The following is a 16,014-nucleotide window of genomic DNA, read 5'->3' on the forward strand; positions in this document are numbered from 1 at the left end:
GATCCGTCACACGTACCCCCGATACTGCGCACGTGTCAGAAGCCACCGTCGACGTCGCCGACCTCCGCACCCCGGGCGGGGTCGAGCCCGATGAGCGCACCGACGACCCGTTGCGCGCCGACATCCGCCTGCTGGGGCGGGTCCTGGGCGAGGTGATCGGCGAGCAGGCCGGTGCCGACGTCCTGGACCTGGTCGAGCAGACCCGGGTCGAGGCCTTCCGCATCCGCCGGTCGGAGGTCGACCGGTCCGAGCTGGCCGAGCGGCTCGCCGCACTCGACCCGCGATCGGCCAACCACGTCATCCGCGCCTTCAGCCACTTCTCGTTGCTGGCCAACATCGCCGAGGACGTGCACCACGAGCGCCGCCGCCGGCACCACCGCCGCGAGGGGTCCCCGCCGCAGAAGGGCAGCCTGGCCGCCTCCTTCGAGCTGCTGGACGCCGCCGGCCTGGACGGCGAGACCGTGGCGGCGGAGCTGGCCGGCGCGCTCGTCGTCCCGGTGGTCACCGCGCACCCCACCGAGACCCGCCGCCGCACCATCACCGCGGTGCAGACGCAGGTCAGCGAGCTGATCCGGCAGCGCGACAACGCCGGCCCCGACGGCATCGACGAGCGGGCCTGGGCCGCGCACCTCTGGCGCGAGGTCCTCACCCTCTGGCAGACGGCGCTGCTGCGGCTGAGCCGGCTGCGGCTGGCCGACGAGATCGAGGAGGCGCTGCGTTACTACGAGCTGTCGCTGTTCGAGGTCATGCCGGCGCTGAACACCGAGCTGCGCCAGGCCCTGCGCCAGCGCTGGCCGGACGCCGACCTGCTGCCCACCCCGATGCTGCAGCCGGGCTCGTGGATCGGTGGTGACCGCGACGGCAACCCGTTCGTCACCGCCGACGCGGTCCGCCGGGCCACCACCAGCCAGGCCGAGACGGCACTGCGGCACCACCTGTCCGAGCTGGACGCCCTGGGCGGCGAGCTGTCGATGAGCGACCGGCTGGTCGTCCCCACTGACGCGCTCTACGCCCTCGCCGAGGTCGCCCAGGACGACTCCCCGTTCCGCGCCGACGAGCCCTACCGCCGGGCGATCCGCGGCATCCACGACCGCCTGGCCGCCACCGCCGTCCGGGTCCTGGGCCACGTGCCGGGCAACGAGCCGGAGGTCGACCTGACCCCCTACGCGCTGCCGGAGGACCTGCTCGCCGACCTGGACACCGTCGACGCATCGCTGCGCAGCCACGGCGCCGGCGCGCTGGCCGACGACCGGCTGGCCCGGCTGCGCGACGCGGTGGAGGTCTTCGGCTTCCACCTGTGCGGACTGGACATGCGGCAGAACTCCTCGGTGCACGAGGAGGTGCTCGGTGAGCTGCTGGCCTGGGCCGGGGTGTGCGAGGACTACGCCGCCCTGGACGAGGACGCCCGGGTCGCACTCCTCACCGCCGAGCTGACGCTGCGCCGCCCGCTGGTGCGCGCCGACGCCGAGCTGTCCGAGCTGGCCCGCGGTGAGCTGGACCTGGTCGTCGCCGCCGCCGAGCAGGTCCGGCTGATCGGGCCGCGCACCATCCCGAACTACGTGATCAGCATGTGCGAGTCGGTCAGCGACGTCCTGGAGGTCGCCGTCCTGCTCAAGGAGGTCGGCCTGCTGGAGCTGGACGCCGAGGGGCGCCCGCACTCCAGCGTCGGCATCTCGCCGCTGTTCGAGACGATCGGTGACCTGCAGGCCTCCGGCGCGATCCTCACCGCGATGCTCGAGCAGCCCCTCTACCGGGCGCTGGTGGCCAACCGCGGTGACGCACAGGAGGTCATGCTCGGCTACTCCGACAGCAACAAGGACGGCGGCTACCTGGCCGCGCAGTGGGCGCTGTACCGGGCCGAGCTGGCGCTGGTCGAGGTCGCCCGGGCCAACGGCATCCGGCTGCGGCTCTTCCACGGCCGCGGCGGCACCGTCGGCCGTGGCGGCGGCCCCAGCTACGAGGCGATCCGGGCGCAGCCGCCGGGCTCGGTGGCCGGCTCGCTGCGGATCACCGAGCAGGGCGAGGTGATCGCGGCCAAGTACGCCTCCCCGGACCGCGCCCGCCGCAACCTGGAGGCGCTGGTCGCCGCGACCCTGGAGTCCACGTTGCTGGACATCGAGGGCCTGGGCTCCGACGCCGAGGACGTCTACGCGCTCTTCGACGACCTCGCCGCCCGCGCCCAGGGCGCCTACCGCGCACTGGTGCACGAGACGCCGGGCTTCGTCGAGTGGTTCCGGGCCGCCACCCCGATCCGGGAGCTGGCGGAGCTGAACATCGGCAGCCGCCCGCCGTCGCGCAAGGCCGGCGACAACATCTCCGACCTGCGCGCCATCCCGTGGGTGTTCAGCTGGTCGCAGGCCCGGATCATGCTGCCCGGCTGGTACGGCACGGGCTCCGCGCTCGAGTCCTGGGTCGACGGCGACCCCGACCGCCTGGCCCGGCTGCAGGACCTGCACGCGCGCTGGCCGTTCTTCCGCACGATCCTGTCGAACATGGGGATGGTGCTGGCCAAGACCGACCTGGACCTGGCCGCCCGCTACGCCTCGCTGGTGCCCGACGAGGACCTGCGCGACCGGGTGTTCAGCCAGATCACCGCCGAGCACGAGCGCAGCGTCCGGATGCTGCTGGCGGTCACCGGCGACGACCAGCTGCTGGCCGACAACCCGTCGCTGCGCCGGTCGATCCGCAACCGGTTCCCCTATCTGGAGCCGCTGCACCACCTCCAGGTGGAGATGCTGCGCCGCCGCCGCGCCGGGGACGACGACGAGCTGGTGCGCCGCTGCATCCAGCTGACCATCAACGGCGTCGCCACCGCCCTGCGCAACTCCGGCTGAGGCACCTCATGGAGTCTCAGGGCGCGGAGAACGCACCCCTGGGACTCCATCGGTGCCGCCGGGGTCGGACCTCGCACGCTTGTGCTCTGCTCCCTCCCAGGGAGCAGAGCACAAGCGTCCGGGAGGAGACCGTCAGGCGCGGGCGGCCTCGATGGCGGCGGCGAGGCGCTGGACGCCCTCGTCGACGTCGGAGGGCTGCACGGCGGAGTAGGCCAGTCGGAAGGAGTTCTCGCCGCCCTCGAGCAGGAAGTCCGTGCCCGGCACGATCGCCACCCCGCGGGCGGCGGCCTCGGCGGTGATCCGGGCGACGTCGTGGCCCTCGTCCTCGGGCAGCGACACCCACAGGAAGTAGCCGCCCTCGGGACGGCGGAAGGTCGCCTGCGGCAGGTGGGTGCGCAGCGCGGTGTCCAGCAGGCCGACCCGCTCGGCGAGTGCGGTCTTCACCGTCTCGAGCGCAGCGGGGAACCGGTCGCCGCGCATGAACTCGTAGACCATCGCCTGGGCGACCATGTTCGGCGCGATGTAGGTGTTGGTGGCCCGCACCCGGATCCGCTCGATGATCGCCGGCGGCCCGACCAGGTAGCCCACGCGCACGCCGGGGCAGACGGTCTTAGAGAACGACGAGGCGTAGACGACGTGCTCGCTCGCCGCGCCACCGTCGAGCTCCAGCATCCGCGGCAGCGGCTCCCCGGAGAACCGGATGTCGACGTAGGGGTCGTCCTCGAACAGCACGAAGCCGTGCTCGGCGGCCAGCTCCAGCAGCCGGTGCCGCTTGGCCAGCGACAGCGTGTACCCGGCCGGGTTCTGGAAGTTCGGGATGACGTGCGCCATCGTCGGCTTCAGCCCGCGCTCCAGCAGGGCCGCGACCTCCTCGACGGCGATCCCGTCCTCCTCCAGCGTCACCAGGTGCACGTCGGCGCCACGGCTGCGCAGGCCCAGCAGGGTGCGGTCGTAGGTGGGCCGCTCGGTGATCACGGCCGCGCCGGAGGTGGCCAGCTCGTCGAAGAGGAAGGCATCGGCCTGCATCGAGCCGTTGGTGACCAGCACGTGGTCGACCGGCACGCCGTGCTTCTCGGCGATCCACTTCCGCAGCGGCACGTAGCCGACCGCCGTCCCGTAGCCGGTGGTGCCGGCCGGGTCGTTGTCGAACGCGGCGACGGCGGCCTGCTTGAGGCCCTCGACGTCGACGATGTCGGTGGAGGGGGCGCCGCGCGCGAAGGAGATCATCGTGGTCGCCGGGGAGGTCTGTGCTGTGCCGGTCACGCCGTCGAGTCTGCCGCACGCGCGCCAGCCGGGCTCAGCCCTCCAGTCGCTCCGCGGACGCGCGGACGGCGGCGAGCAGCTCGGCCCGGTCGTGGATCGTCGTCCGGGCCCGGCCGCGGGTGGCGCCGAGCGCGATCTCGGCGGCGTCGATGGTCCGCCAGTCCGACAGCAGCACCGGGTGCCCGCCGCGGGCGCGCAGGGTGTCGATCCAGTCGTCGACCCCGCGCGGGGACAGCGTGCCGGCCGCGACGTCGGCCAGCAGCGAGGCCACCGTCTCCCGGGCGTCGTGCTTGTTGGTGCCCACCACCCCGGTCGGGCCGCGCTTGATCCAGCCCGCCACGTACTCACCGCGGCTGGGCACCCCGCCGCGCAGCACCCGGCCCGCCTCGTGCGGCACCGTCCCGCCCTCCAGCGGGAGTCCGGGCAGCGCGTGCCCGCGGTAGCCGACCGAGCGCACCACCAGGTCGGCCGGGACGACGTCGAGCTCCCCGGTGCCCACCGCACGGCCGTCGGCGTCGACCGTCGTCCGCTCGACCTCGACGCCGGTGACCCGGTCGGTGCCCAGCAGCCGCACCGGGCGGGCGTGGAAGCGCAGCCGCACGCCCACCGTGCCCGGCACCGGCTCGTGCCCGGCGTAGTCGGCGAGTGCGGCCAGGTTGCGGGCGACGTGTCGGTCCTCGGCTGCCAGCGCGTCGTCCCCGGCGTCGGTGAGGTCGGCGGGGTCGACGAGCACCGTGGCCGCGGCCAGGTGCCCGAGCTCGCGCAGCTCCTGCGTGGTGAAGCTGGCCTGCGCCGGGCCACGGCGGCCGAGCACGGTGATCCGCTCGACGGGTGCGGCGGCCAGGGCGTCGAGCACGTGCTGGGGCATGTCGGTGGGGTGTAGCTCGGCGGGGGAGCGGGCAAGCACCCGGGCCACGTCCAGCGCCACGTTGCCGACCCCGACCACCACGACGTCCCGCGCGCCGGACACCAGCTGCTCGACCCGAGCGACTTTGGCGTCGGGGTGGCCGGTGTACCAGGCGACCAGGTCGGTGGCGGCCAGGCTGCCGGGCAGCTCCTCGCCCTCGATGCCCAGCGTGCGGTCGCCGGCGGCGCCGTAGGTGTAGACGACGGCGTCCACGTGCCCGCGCAGCTCCTCGACGGAGAGGTCTGCACCGATGTCCACGTTGCCGACGAAGCGCACCCGCTCGTGGTCCAGGACGTGGTGCAGCGTCTCGCGCAGCGCCCGCATCTTCAGGTGGTCCGGCGCGATGCCGTAGCGCACCAGCCCGAACGGCGTCGGCAGCCGGTCGATCAGGTCGACGGCCACCGGGACGTCGTCCTGGGAGGCCAGGGCGTCGGCGGCGTAGATGCCCGCGGGACCCGCGCCGACCACCGCCACCCGCAGGGGTCGTGCGCTCTCGGCCACGTCCCGCATCGTCGTCCCCACCGCGGGTAGGCGCCAGGGCAGAACGGCCGCCGTCCCGGTGGCCCCGATCGCAGGAGTGCCCGTGTCGATCATCATCGTCGCCAGCTTCACCCCCAAGCCCGGACGTCGGGACGCCCTGCGCGAGGCGTTCACCGCCGCCGCCGCCAAGGTGGTCTCCGAGCCCGGCTGCGAGCGCTACTCGGTCCAGGAGGACGAGGAGGGCTTCGTCTTCGTCGAGCGCTGGGCCAGCGAGGAGGCCATCGCCGAGCACGAGAAGGCCGAGGCCTTCACCACGATGATGGCCACGGTCGGCGACGACCTGGCCGGCCCTCCCGGGGTGCGCCTGCTGTCCCCGCTCCCGGCCGAGGACCCCAAGGGCCGGCTGTGACCGGGGCGCCCGGCGTCGAGGGCAAGGTCGTCGCGGTCACCGGTGCCAGCAGCGGCATCGGTGAGGCGATCGCGCTGCTGCTCGCCGAGCGCGGGGCGAAGGTCGTGCTGGGCGCCCGCCGGGCCGACAAGCTGGCCGACCTCGCCGGGCGCATCGAGCAGGCGGGCGGCGAGGCCGTCGTCGCGGAGACCGACGTGACGAAGCGGGAGGACCTGGTCGGCCTGGTCGCCGCCGGGCGGGAGAGGTGGGGCCGGTTCGACGTCCTGGTCAGCAACGCCGGCGCCGGCTCCGTCGGCCCGATCACCGATCTCGACGTCGACGGCTGGGAGCTGATGGTCGACGTCAACGTCAAGGGCCTGCTGTACGGGGTCGCGGCGGCGCTGCCGGTCTTCCAGGAGCAGGGGTCGGGGCACTTCGTGACCGTGCTGTCCGTCGCCGGGCTGCAGATCTCGCCCGGTACCGCCGTCTACGCCGCGACGAAGAACGCCGGCCGCACGTTCTCCGAGGCGCTGCGCCAGGAGGTCGGGGACAGCATCCGGGTGACGGCCGTGTCGCCGGGGATGGTCGCCACCGACTTCACCCAGGGCACCAAGAACGACGAGGCCCGCGCGCAGATGGAGGAGTCCAAGGACGAGATCGCCATCGACCCCTCGGCGATCGCCCGCGCCGTCGCGTTCGCGATCGAGCAGCCCGCGGACGTCGACGTCAACGAGATCGTCGTCCGCCCCACCGCCGAGGACTGAGCGGAGTGGGTCCGTCGGCGTGACGTCGACGGACCCACTCCACCCGCGCCCTCGATGAGGTCCCAGCGCATCAGGGACCGATCGCTGGGACTCCGGCGGCGTCGGTGACGTCGGGTGCGGGGGTGGCGGGGGAGTCCTGGGCGCGCCAGCTGCTCGGCGAGGTGCCCATCACCCGCTTGAACGCGTTGGAGAAGGCGGCGTCCGACCCGTAGCCCCAGGCGGTGCCCACGGCCGAGACGGTGACGTCCCCGCGGCGCAGGTCGCGGCCGGCGGCGTGCATGCGCAGCCGCAACAGGTGGTCCAGCGGCGGCGACCCGACCAGCGTGCGGAACCGGACGGCGAAGGCCGAGCGCGACATGGTCGCCGTCCGGGCGAGCTCGGGCACCGTCCAGCGCCGCGCCGGGTCCTCGTGCATGAGCCGCAGCACCGCGCCGATCCGGTCGTCGGCGAGGGCGGCCAGCCAGCCGTGCACCCGGCCGCCTCCGGCGTCCACGGCGGCACGCAGGGCCTCGACGAACACCACCTGGCCGAGCAGTTCGGTGAGCAGGGACCCCCCGAGCCGACGGCCCGCGGTCTCGTGGGCGAACAGGTCGAGGGCGGCCCGCAGGGGTGCCGCGTGCTCGCCGTCGGCGGCGACCACCACCAGCGGCGGGAGCACGTCGAGCAGCAGCCGTGCGCTGCGGTCGTCGAACACGAAACGCCCACCGGTCAGGACGACGTCCTCGCCGCTGCCGACGCGCGCCCGGCCGCCGACCGCACCGCGGAACACCGCCAGCCCGTCGACCGCCTCCAGCCCGGGTGCGGAGGCCACCGCGTAGCCCGCGCCGGTGGTGAGCACGAAGCAGTCGCCGGCCGCCAGGTGGTGCTCGGTGCCGTCCGGGCCCACACGCAGCCAGGCCTCGCCGCAGTGCACGGCGCCGAACTTCACGTGCCGCACGCCGGGGAACGACAGCGCCCAGGTACCGCCTGCCTCGAGCCGGGACGACACCGCGCTCTGCACGGTCAGCAGCTCGATCACGCGGGACAACGGGTCCATGCCGACGAGAGTATCGAGCAAGAAAAGAGGCTGATGCGTCATGGATGCGCCCGGGCTGCGGTCCTAGCGTCGTCCGCATGACAGGGATCGACGGCAAGGTCGTGGCCATCACCGGCGCCAGCAGCGGGATCGGGGAGGCGACGGCAGTGCTGCTCGCCGAGCGGGGAGCCCGCGTCGCCCTCGGTGCGCGGCGGGCCGACCACCTCATCGACGTGGCCGAGCGCATCACCCGGGCCGGCGGTGAGGTCGTGCACGTCCCCACCGACGTCCGCCGGCGGGCCGACCTCACCGCCCTGGTCGCCGCGGCCGAGGAGCGGTGGGGCCGGCTGGACGTGCTGGTCGCCAACGCCGGCGTCGGGCACATCGCACCGCTGGACGAGCTCGACGTCGACGGCTGGGAGGAGATGATCGACGTCAACCTCAAGGGCGTGCTCTTCGGCGTCGCCGCGGCGCTCCCGGTCTTCCGCCGGCAGGGGTCTGGTCAGTTCGTCACCGTGGTGTCGACCTCGGGGCTGCGGATCACCCCGGACCAGGCGGTGTACGCCGCGACGAAGAACGCCGTCCGCACCTTCTCCGAGGGTCTGCGGCAGGAGGCCGGGGCGGCGCTGCGGGTGTCGACGGTGTCCCCGGGCTTCGTCGGTACCGACTTCGCGGCGGGGGTGCGCAACCCCGACGTCCGGGAGCAGCTGCTCGCCCAGCGCGACCGGATCGCGATCCCGCCGGCGGCGATCGCCCGGGCCATCGCCTACGCGATCGAGCAGCCCGACGACGTCGACGTCAACGAGATCGTCGTCCGTCCCACCGCCCAGGCCTGAGCCGCTGATGGAGTCCCAGCGCATCACTCCCCGAGCGCTGGGACTCCATGAGGGCGGTGGTGGAGTGGGTCCGTCGGCGTCACGCCGACGGGCCCACTCCGCTCAGACCGCCTGGCAGGTGGGGCACCAGAAGAGGTTGCGGCCGACCATGACCTCGGTGCGGACCTCCGTGCCGCAGATCCGGCAGGGCAGGCCCTGACGGCGGTAGACGTAGTGGGCGTCCTCGCGCAGCGCCGGGCCGCGGCGGCGCTCCCGGTCCTCGCGCTCGGTGGTGACGATCCGGCCCGCCTTGACCCCGGCCCGCAGCAGCACGACGAGGTCGGCCCACATCCGGTCCCAGGACTCGGCGTCGAGGTCCCTGCCGGGGCGGAACGGGCTGATCCGCTGCCGGAACAGGATCTCGGCCCGGTAGACGTTGCCGACCCCGGCGAGCACGGCCTGGTCCATCAGCAGCGCACCGATCGACACCTTGCTGCGGGAGATCCGGGCGAACGCCTTGGCCGGGTCGGACTTCTTGCGCAGCGGGTCCGGGCCCAGCCGGTCGAGGATCAGCTGCACCTCGCCGTCGGTGATCAGGTCGCAGGCGGTGGCGCCGCGCAGGTCGGTCCACACGCCCTCGCCGTCCTCGCCGGGTCCCTCCCAGCGCATCCGCAGCGCGCCGCGGGGCTCGGGCGGCAGCCCGGTGCCGGAGGTGAACTTGCCGTACAGCCCGAGGTGGACGTGGACGACGTCCGGGCCGAAGTACGCGAACAGGTGCTTGCCCCAGGACGTGACCTCGTCGAGCACGCGGCCGTCCAGCATCTCCGCCTGGCCGGTGAAGCGGCCCTGCGGGCTGGTGACGTGCACCTCGCGGCCGGCGAACGCGGCCTGCTGCTCGCGGGCCAGCCGGAACAGGGTGTGGCCCTCAGGCACTGATGATCACCCCGTCCAGCCTGCCCGCGGTGGTGCGGCCCCGCCACGACGGGGCGGGTGAGACAGCCGACATCACTGCGCCCGGACGGCGTTGTACCGGTCGAGGGAGACCAGCCGCTCGTGCGCGTGGTCGACGATCGGCGCGGGGTAGCCCGCCGGGATGCCGCCGGGCGCCGTCCACGGCTCGTGCACGTACTTCGGGTCCAGGTCGCGCAGCTCGGGCACCCACTGCTTGACGTAGGTGCCGTCGGGGTCGAACTTCTTGCCCTGGGTGACCGGGTTGAACACCCGGTAGTACGGCGAGGAGTCGGTGCCGGTGCCGGCCACCCACTGCCAGCCGTGCTGGTTGCTGGCCAGGTCGCCGTCGACCAGGTGCTCCATGAAGACCTTCGCGCCCACCGTCCACTCCTGGTGCAGGTCCTTCACCAGGAACGAGGCGACGATCATGCGCACCCGGTTGTGCACGTAGGCCTCGCCGAGCATCTGCCGCATGCCGGCGTCGATGATCGGGAAGCCGGTGCGGCCGGTGCGCCAGGCCTCGAGCAGCTCGTCGGCGTGCGGGCCGGAGTCGTAGGCCATCGACTGCAGTTCGGGCTTCAGGTAGGCGCGGGCGGAGTCGGGACGGTGCCAGAGGACGTCGGCGTAGAAGTCCCGCCAGGCCAGCTCGTCGGTGTAGCGGCGGACCGACTCTCCGCCGTCGTCGTGCGCGGCCAGGTCGGCGACCAGCGTGCGCGGGTGCACGCAGCCGTACTTCAGGTAGGCCGAGAGCCGGCTCGTGCCGTTGGTGCCGGGGGTGTTGCGGCCCTCGGCGTACCCGAGCAGCCGCTCGTCGCGGAAGTGCGCCCAGGCGTCGAGCCCGGCGGCCTCACCGGCCGGGGGCAGTCGGACGCCGTCCAGCTCGGGCCGCGGGGGCGGGTCGTCGGAGCGCACCCCGGTCGCCCACGGGACGTCGTCCGGGCGCGGGGCGGGTGCGTGCCAGCCGTGCTCGCGCCAGGCGCGGGTGAACGGGGTGAAGACCTTGAACGGGGTGCCGTCGTTCTTCACCACCCGGCCGGGGGCGACCAGGTACGGCGAGCCCGTCCGCACGAAGGGGACGTCGCCCAGCGCCTGCTCGACCGCCGTGTCGCGCTGCCGGCCGTACGGGCCGGCGTCGGCGGTGAGGTGCACCGACCCCGCGCCCAGCTCCTCGACCAGCCGGGGGAGCACCTGGGCGGGGTCGCCGGTGCGGAACACCAGCGCCCCGCCGGTCTGCTCGCGCAGGTCGGCGAGGCAGTCGAGCAGGAAGGCCCGGCGCGGGTCGCCCGCGGGACCGTAGATGCGGTCGTCGAAGACGAACACCGGCAGCACGCTGCCGTCGGGACCGGCCGCCTCGATCGCGGCCAGCAGTGCCGGGTGGTCGGTCAGCCGGAGGTCGCGGCGGAACCAGAGGACAGCGGTGGGCACGCCGCTGAGCCTAGGCAACCCGGTTGCGCACCGCAGGTCAGCTGGCGGCGGCGACCAGCCCGAACGTGGGCCGGTCGGCCTCGGCGACGAGATCGAGGTCGGCGGGGTGGTCGAGCAGGTACTTGCGGATGAACGAGCAGTAGGGGAGCACGTGCAGGTGGCGCTCCCGGGCCGAGGTCAGCACGCCGGCGACCAGCTGCGTGCCCAGCCCGCGGCCGCCCATCGCCGGGTCGACCTCGGTGTGCGGGAGGGTCATCAGCTCGTCGTCGACGTGGTACGTCGCGAAGCCGACGACGCGGTCGTCGTCCCGGATCTCGAACCGTCCCCGCTCGGGGACGTCGACCACGGTGATCTCCATCTGGGTTCTCCACCTCCCGCGGCGCCGGCGTCGTTGCCGGGGCATGTGCGTGTTGGACAAGGTAACTGTTGCGACACGTTGCCGCCCGCATCTGTTCCGACGCGTTGGAGGGCGGGGAGGTTCCCTCGGTCCGGACGGCCGCCCGCTAGCCTCGTCCCCGCACACCCCGGTCGGGAGCGCTGCTCGCGCGCCCGACGAGCCCCCGTAGCTCAGGGGATAGAGCATCGGTTTCCTAAACCGTGTGCCGCAGGTTCGAATCCTGCCGGGGGCACCACGACGAGCGCGCCGGCTCCACCGGCGGCCCGCGACCTCACGTACCGCGCCCGCAGTAGTCGGGTCACCGCGTGCGGATGACGACCGCAGCTCCGCCCGCGACCAGGGTCTTCCTCATCAGGTCCGCACCGCGGACCACGGTCACCGAGGGGTCCCGATGTCCAGGTTCTTGTCCCGGGTCGGCGCGTTCAGCGCCGGTCACCGCGGGGTGGTGGCGGTCGCGTGGGTGCTGGTCACCGCCGTCTTCGCCCTGCTCACCGTCACCGGCGCGAAGTTCTCCGACTCCGCCTTCTCCATCGCGGGTGCGGAGTCCACCACCGCCCTGGCCACCATGGAGCGCGAGTTCCCGGAGCGGGTGGCCCCGGACGAGGGCGAGCTGCTGCTGGTCGTGCAGGCCGCCGACGGCGCCACGGTCACCGACGCCGCCTCCGCCGCGCTGGTGGGCGACCTGGTCGCCCGCGCCCAGGACGTGCCCAGCGTGCTCAGCGCCTCGGACCCCTTCGACGAGCAGCAGCCCTTCGTCTCCGAGGACGGGACGGTCGCGGTCTCCACCCTGGCCGTCGAGCTCGAGACCGACGGTGCGGAGGTCGACCAGGCGCGGGTGGAGGCCGACCTGCGGGCCGCCGCTGCCGACCTCACCGCGGCTGGGCTCCGGCTCGAGGTGGGCGGCGCGCTGGAGGACGGTCCGCCGGAGATCCTCGGGCCGACCGAGGCCGTCGGCGCGGTCGTCGCCTTCGTCGTCCTGCTGATCACCTTCGGGTCGCTGGCCGCGGCCGGCGCCAACATGCTCATGGCCCTGGCCGGTGTGGCCGTCGGGGTGCTCGGCGTCCTCGGCTGGTCGGCGACCGGCGAGGGCATCCAGTCCACGACGCTGGTGCTGGCCGTGATGCTGGGCCTGGCGGTCGGGATCGACTACACGCTCTTCATCCTGTCCCGCTTCCGCGACGAGCTGCGGGCCGGGCTGGACACCAGGGCCGCCATCGCCCGGGCCACCGGCACCGCCGGCTCCTCGGTGGTCGTCGCCGGCGCCACCGTGGTCATCGCCCTGGCCGGCCTGGCCCTGGTCCGGATCCCCTTCATCACCGAGATGGGCCTGGGTGCGGCGTTCGGTGTGGTCGTCGCGGTCCTGCTCTCCCTCACCGCCGTCCCCGCCGTGCTCGCCGGCATGGGCCGCAAGGCACTGCCGAAGCGTGAGCGGGACGGGGCCGCAGCTCCGCGGGAGGACAGCCGGGCGATGACCGCGCTCTCCTCCTGGGTGCACGGTGTCGTCCGCCGTCCGGTCGTCTTCCTGGTCGCCGGCACCGCGGTCGTCGCCGCACTGGCCGCCCCGGCCCTGGGCATGGCCACCGAGCTCGACGTGCCCGGCGGGGTCGACCCGGCCAGCTCCCAGCGCGCCGCCTACACGATCGTCAGCGACGCCTTCGGCGCCGGTGAGCAGGACCCGCTGATCGTGCTCTTCGAGGGCGCCGACCCGGTCGGTGCCGCCGAGGCCGCCACGGCCACCATCACCGGCACCGCCGGCGTGGTCGACGTCAGCCCGCCACAGGTCGCCGACAGCGGCGACGTCGCCTTCCTCGCCGTCACCAGTGAGTTCGGACCCGCCGACGCCCGCACCAGCACGCTGGTCGAGGACCTGCGCAGCCAGCTGCAGACGGTCGAGGGCGCCACCGCCTCGGTCACCGGCCAGACCGCGGTGGACGTCGACGTCAACGCCCAGCTCGCCTCCGGACTGGTGCTCTACCTGATCGCGGTCAGCGCCTTCTCGATCCTGCTGCTCACGCTGGTGTTCCGCTCGATCGCCATCCCGCTGCTGGCCACCGTGGGCTTCCTGATGTCGCTGGCCGCCGGCCTCGGCGTCACCACGCTGGTCTTCCAGGACGGGGTCGCCGGCTCGCTGTTCGGGCTGGAGGAGTCCCGGCCGATCGCCAGCCTGGTGCCGATCATCGTGGTCGGGGTGCTCTTCGGCCTCGCGATGGACTACCAGGTCTTCCTGGTCTCCCGGATCCACGAGGCGCACCGGCGGGGGCTGTCCACCCGGCAGGCCGTCGTGGCCGGCTTCGGTCAGGCCTCCCCGGTGGTGCTGGCCGCGGCGACGATCATGGCTGCGGTCTTCGCCGGGTTCGCCCTCAGCGGCGGCGACCCGATGGTCTCCTCGATCGGGCTGGCGCTGGCGGTGGGCGTGCTCGTCGACGCCCTCCTGGTCCGGATGGTCCTGGTCCCTGCGGCGCTGGAGCTGATGGGCGAGGCCAGCTGGTGGATCCCGCGCTGGCTGGACCGGGTCCTGCCCGACCTGGACGTCGAGGGCCACGGCCTCACCGCGGACGACGAGGCCGACGACGCCGAGGTCGAGCGCGACCGGCAGCCGGAGCTCGTCGGCTGACCCCCGCGACCCCGACCGACCGACCGGCGGTGAGCCCCACTGGGTTCACCGCCGGTCGGCGTTCGACCCGCCCGAGCGGTCAGGCGTTGGACGCCGCCACCGCGGGTCCTTAGATTCCAGCTCGCCCCATCACGAGAAGAGCCCAGTCCTCCCATGCCCGCCCTGCCCGAACGTCCGAGACCCGCCCGGCAGCCCCGTGGTCCGGGCGTGATGCTGCACCGTGCCGACCCCTGGACGCTGGCGGCGACCGGCCTGGTCGTCATCGCCCTGGTCGCCGGGCTGGTGAGCACCCTCAAGGCCGGCCCCGTCGACCGCGACGAGGTCATCGCCGTCCTGGCGCTCGGCGTGGTGGGCCTGCTGACCGCGGTCCGTGACACCTGGGTCACCCCGGTGGCCGCGGCCGTGCTCGTCGCCGCCGAGGTGCGCGACCCGGCACCGGCGGCGACCTGGGCCGTGGCCGGCGGGCTGCTGCTGCTGTTCTCCCTCCGCCGCCCCCGGCTGGACGCGCTCGCCGCCGGAGTGGTGTTCGCCGTGGCCGCCGCCCTGGCCGACCTGCCGTGGACAGACGGCGTCCTGGGCGGGGGTTCCTTCGGCCTGATCACGCTGGCCGCCGCGGCGGTGGGCATCGGGCAGTGGGTGCAGGCCCAGCGCCGCTACATGGCCGCCGAGCTGGGTCGCCGGCAGGAGGAGGCCGAGCGCCGCCGGCAGGAGGTCACCCGGCACGTGGCCGAGGAGCGGCTGCGGATCTCCCGCGACCTGCACGACAGCGTCGCCCACCACTTCGCCGTGGTCAGCATCCAGACCAACCTGGCCCGCGCCCAGCTGACGGCGTCCCCGGCCGCCGCCGACCGGGCGCTGCAGGACGTGCAGACCGCGGCCCGCAGTGCCCTGGAGGAGCTGCAGCTGTTGCTCGGCGTGCTGCGCGAGGAGTCCGACGCCGTCCCGCTGCTGCCCGACGTCTCGTCCGAGGACGTCGACGAGCTCGTCGCCAGCTACCGGCGCACCGGCCTGGACGTCGAGTCGGCCGGCGCTGACGTGCTCGCGCTGCTGCCTGCACCGGCGCGCGCCGCCGTCTACCGCGTGCTGCAGGAGGCGCTCACCAACGCCCACCGCTACGGCGACGGCCGGGCCAGCGCCACGTTCGCGCACGTCGACCAGGAGGTCCAGCTGACCGTCCGCAACGCCATCGACCCCTCGGCCGTCGCCATCTCCCACGGCGGCGGGCGCGGGCTGCCCGGCATGCGCGAGCGGATCGCCGACCTCGGGGGAGTCGTGCAGGCCGGGGCCGAGGCGCGCGACTTCGTCGTCCGGGCCCGGGTGCCGCTCAGCCCCGACCCGGTCGCGCAGCGCGGCAGCAGTGCGGAGCGCGTCGCGTGACCGGGGTGCGGGTCCTGCTGGTCGACGACCAGGCCATGATCCGGTCCGGCATCCGCGGGCTGCTCGAGCTGGCCGGCGACCTCGTCGTCGTCGGGGAGGCCGCCGACGGCCGGCACGCGGTGAGCATGGCGCGGGCGCTGCGGCCCGACGTCGTGCTGATGGACCTCCAGATGCCCGGCGTCGACGGCATCCAGGCCATCCGGGCCATCCGCGCCGACGAGGCGATCGCGGCCCTGCCGGTGCTGGTGCTCACGACCTTCGACGAGGACGACAACGTCCTCGTCGCGCTGCAGACCGGCGCCAACGGCTTCCTGGCCAAGTCCGCCGGTCACGAGGAGCTGGTGGCGGCCGTCCGTGCGGTCGCGGCGGGGGAGTCCTCGCTGTCGGCCGCCGCGACCACCGCCGTCGTCAGCCACCTGGCCAGGACCGCCGGTCGCGTCGCCGCCCGGGAGCAGCCCTCGGTCGAGGAGGTGCGCGGCCTCGCGGAGCTCACCGCCCGGGAGCGGGAGGTGGTCGGGCTCGTGGTGCGCGGGCTGTCCAACGACGAGATCGCCGGCCACCTCTTCCTCTCCACCCTCACGGTCAAGACGCACATCAACCGGGCCATGCGGAAGATGCAGGTCTCCGACCGCGCACGGCTCGTGGTGGCGGCCATGCGCGCCGGTCTGCTCGACGGGCCCTGAGAGAGCCCGTGCTGCGGGCGTGTACGACCGCGGGAGTACACGGATCCACTCCCGCAGGACGACGCGCACGCCGCTCGCCGCGGCCAGACTCGAGCTCGACG

At 74.0% G+C, this 16,014-nt stretch carries 13 protein-coding genes and 1 tRNA gene; 8 read left to right on the top strand and 6 right to left on the bottom strand.

All coding sequences use genetic code 11. The features are described from left to right. Positions 1–32: 32 nt before the first annotated feature. Positions 33–2,834, top strand: a complete 2,802-nt coding sequence (ppc, locus tag KUM42_RS13840) for a phosphoenolpyruvate carboxylase (RefSeq protein WP_237493112.1) — start codon at positions 33–35, stop codon at positions 2,832–2,834. A 132-nt stretch (positions 2,835–2,966) separates the two neighbouring features. Here the strand turns inward: ppc and KUM42_RS13845 are convergent, their stop codons facing one another. Then, a complete protein-coding gene (locus KUM42_RS13845) occupies positions 2,967–4,097 on the bottom strand; it encodes a PLP-dependent aminotransferase family protein (protein ID WP_237493113.1) in 1,131 nt (376 codons plus the stop codon). A 34-nt stretch (positions 4,098–4,131) separates the two neighbouring features. Next, complete coding sequence (locus KUM42_RS13850; RefSeq protein WP_237493114.1) at positions 4,132–5,505, bottom strand: FAD-dependent oxidoreductase; 1,374 nt, start codon at positions 5,503–5,505, stop codon at positions 4,132–4,134. Between the two features lie 82 nt (positions 5,506–5,587). On the opposite strand from KUM42_RS13850, the gene KUM42_RS13855 reads away from it, so the two are divergent. Next, a complete protein-coding gene (locus tag KUM42_RS13855) occupies positions 5,588–5,893 on the top strand; it encodes a putative quinol monooxygenase (protein ID WP_237493115.1) in 306 nt (101 codons plus the stop codon). Next, positions 5,890–6,636 carry an SDR family oxidoreductase gene (locus KUM42_RS13860; protein WP_237493116.1) on the top strand — a complete coding sequence of 249 codons (747 nt, stop codon included), beginning with the start codon at positions 5,890–5,892 and terminating at the stop codon, positions 6,634–6,636. Before KUM42_RS13855 ends, KUM42_RS13860 begins: the two co-directional genes overlap by 4 nt. A gap of 70 nt (positions 6,637–6,706) precedes the next feature. Here the strand turns inward: KUM42_RS13860 and KUM42_RS13865 are convergent, their stop codons facing one another. Next, positions 6,707–7,672: an AraC family transcriptional regulator gene (locus KUM42_RS13865; RefSeq protein ID WP_237493117.1), complete on the bottom strand. Its 966-nt coding sequence runs from the start codon at positions 7,670–7,672 to the stop codon at positions 6,707–6,709. 77 nt (positions 7,673–7,749) lie between these two features. Between KUM42_RS13865 and KUM42_RS13870 the strand changes: the two genes are divergently transcribed. Then, entirely contained in the window at positions 7,750–8,487 is a 738-nt protein-coding gene (locus tag KUM42_RS13870; protein ID WP_237493118.1) for an SDR family oxidoreductase, read from the top strand. Between the two features lie 102 nt (positions 8,488–8,589). On the opposite strand, the gene KUM42_RS13875 is transcribed toward KUM42_RS13870, so the two are convergent. The 3 genes from KUM42_RS13875 to KUM42_RS13885 form a co-directional block, all read right to left on the bottom strand. Beyond that, the gene (locus tag KUM42_RS13875; protein WP_237493119.1) at positions 8,590–9,399 is read right to left on the bottom strand and encodes an Fpg/Nei family DNA glycosylase; all 810 of its coding nucleotides are present in this window, start codon (positions 9,397–9,399) and stop codon (positions 8,590–8,592) included. 72 nt (positions 9,400–9,471) lie between these two features. Further along, positions 9,472–10,842: a deoxyribodipyrimidine photo-lyase gene (locus KUM42_RS13880; RefSeq protein ID WP_237493120.1), complete on the bottom strand. Its 1,371-nt coding sequence runs from the start codon at positions 10,840–10,842 to the stop codon at positions 9,472–9,474. A gap of 37 nt (positions 10,843–10,879) precedes the next feature. After that, positions 10,880–11,200: a GNAT family N-acetyltransferase gene (locus tag KUM42_RS13885; RefSeq protein WP_237493121.1), complete on the bottom strand. Its 321-nt coding sequence runs from the start codon at positions 11,198–11,200 to the stop codon at positions 10,880–10,882. A 198-nt stretch (positions 11,201–11,398) separates the two neighbouring features. Here KUM42_RS13885 and KUM42_RS13890 point away from each other — a divergent pair. The 4 genes from KUM42_RS13890 (at position 11,399) to KUM42_RS13905 (ending at position 15,913) form a co-directional block, all read left to right on the top strand. Then, positions 11,399–11,474, top strand: a tRNA-Arg gene (locus KUM42_RS13890). Positions 11,475–11,630: 156 nt separating this feature from the next. Continuing rightward, on the top strand, positions 11,631–13,853 hold the full coding sequence (locus KUM42_RS13895; protein ID WP_237493122.1) for an MMPL family transporter: 2,223 nt from the start codon (positions 11,631–11,633) through the stop codon (positions 13,851–13,853). A 210-nt stretch (positions 13,854–14,063) separates the two neighbouring features. Then, positions 14,064–15,230, top strand: coding sequence for a sensor histidine kinase (locus KUM42_RS13900; protein WP_237496681.1), 1,167 nt, complete (start codon positions 14,064–14,066; stop codon positions 15,228–15,230). Next, the gene (locus KUM42_RS13905) at positions 15,227–15,913 is read left to right on the top strand and encodes a response regulator transcription factor (protein ID WP_237493123.1); all 687 of its coding nucleotides are present in this window, start codon (positions 15,227–15,229) and stop codon (positions 15,911–15,913) included. Before KUM42_RS13900 ends, KUM42_RS13905 begins: the two co-directional genes overlap by 4 nt. The last annotated feature ends 101 nt before the right edge of the window (positions 15,914–16,014 follow it).

The sequence above is a fragment of the Modestobacter sp. L9-4 genome (genome assembly GCF_019112525.1).
GTDB lineage: Bacteria > Actinomycetota > Actinomycetes > Mycobacteriales > Geodermatophilaceae > Modestobacter.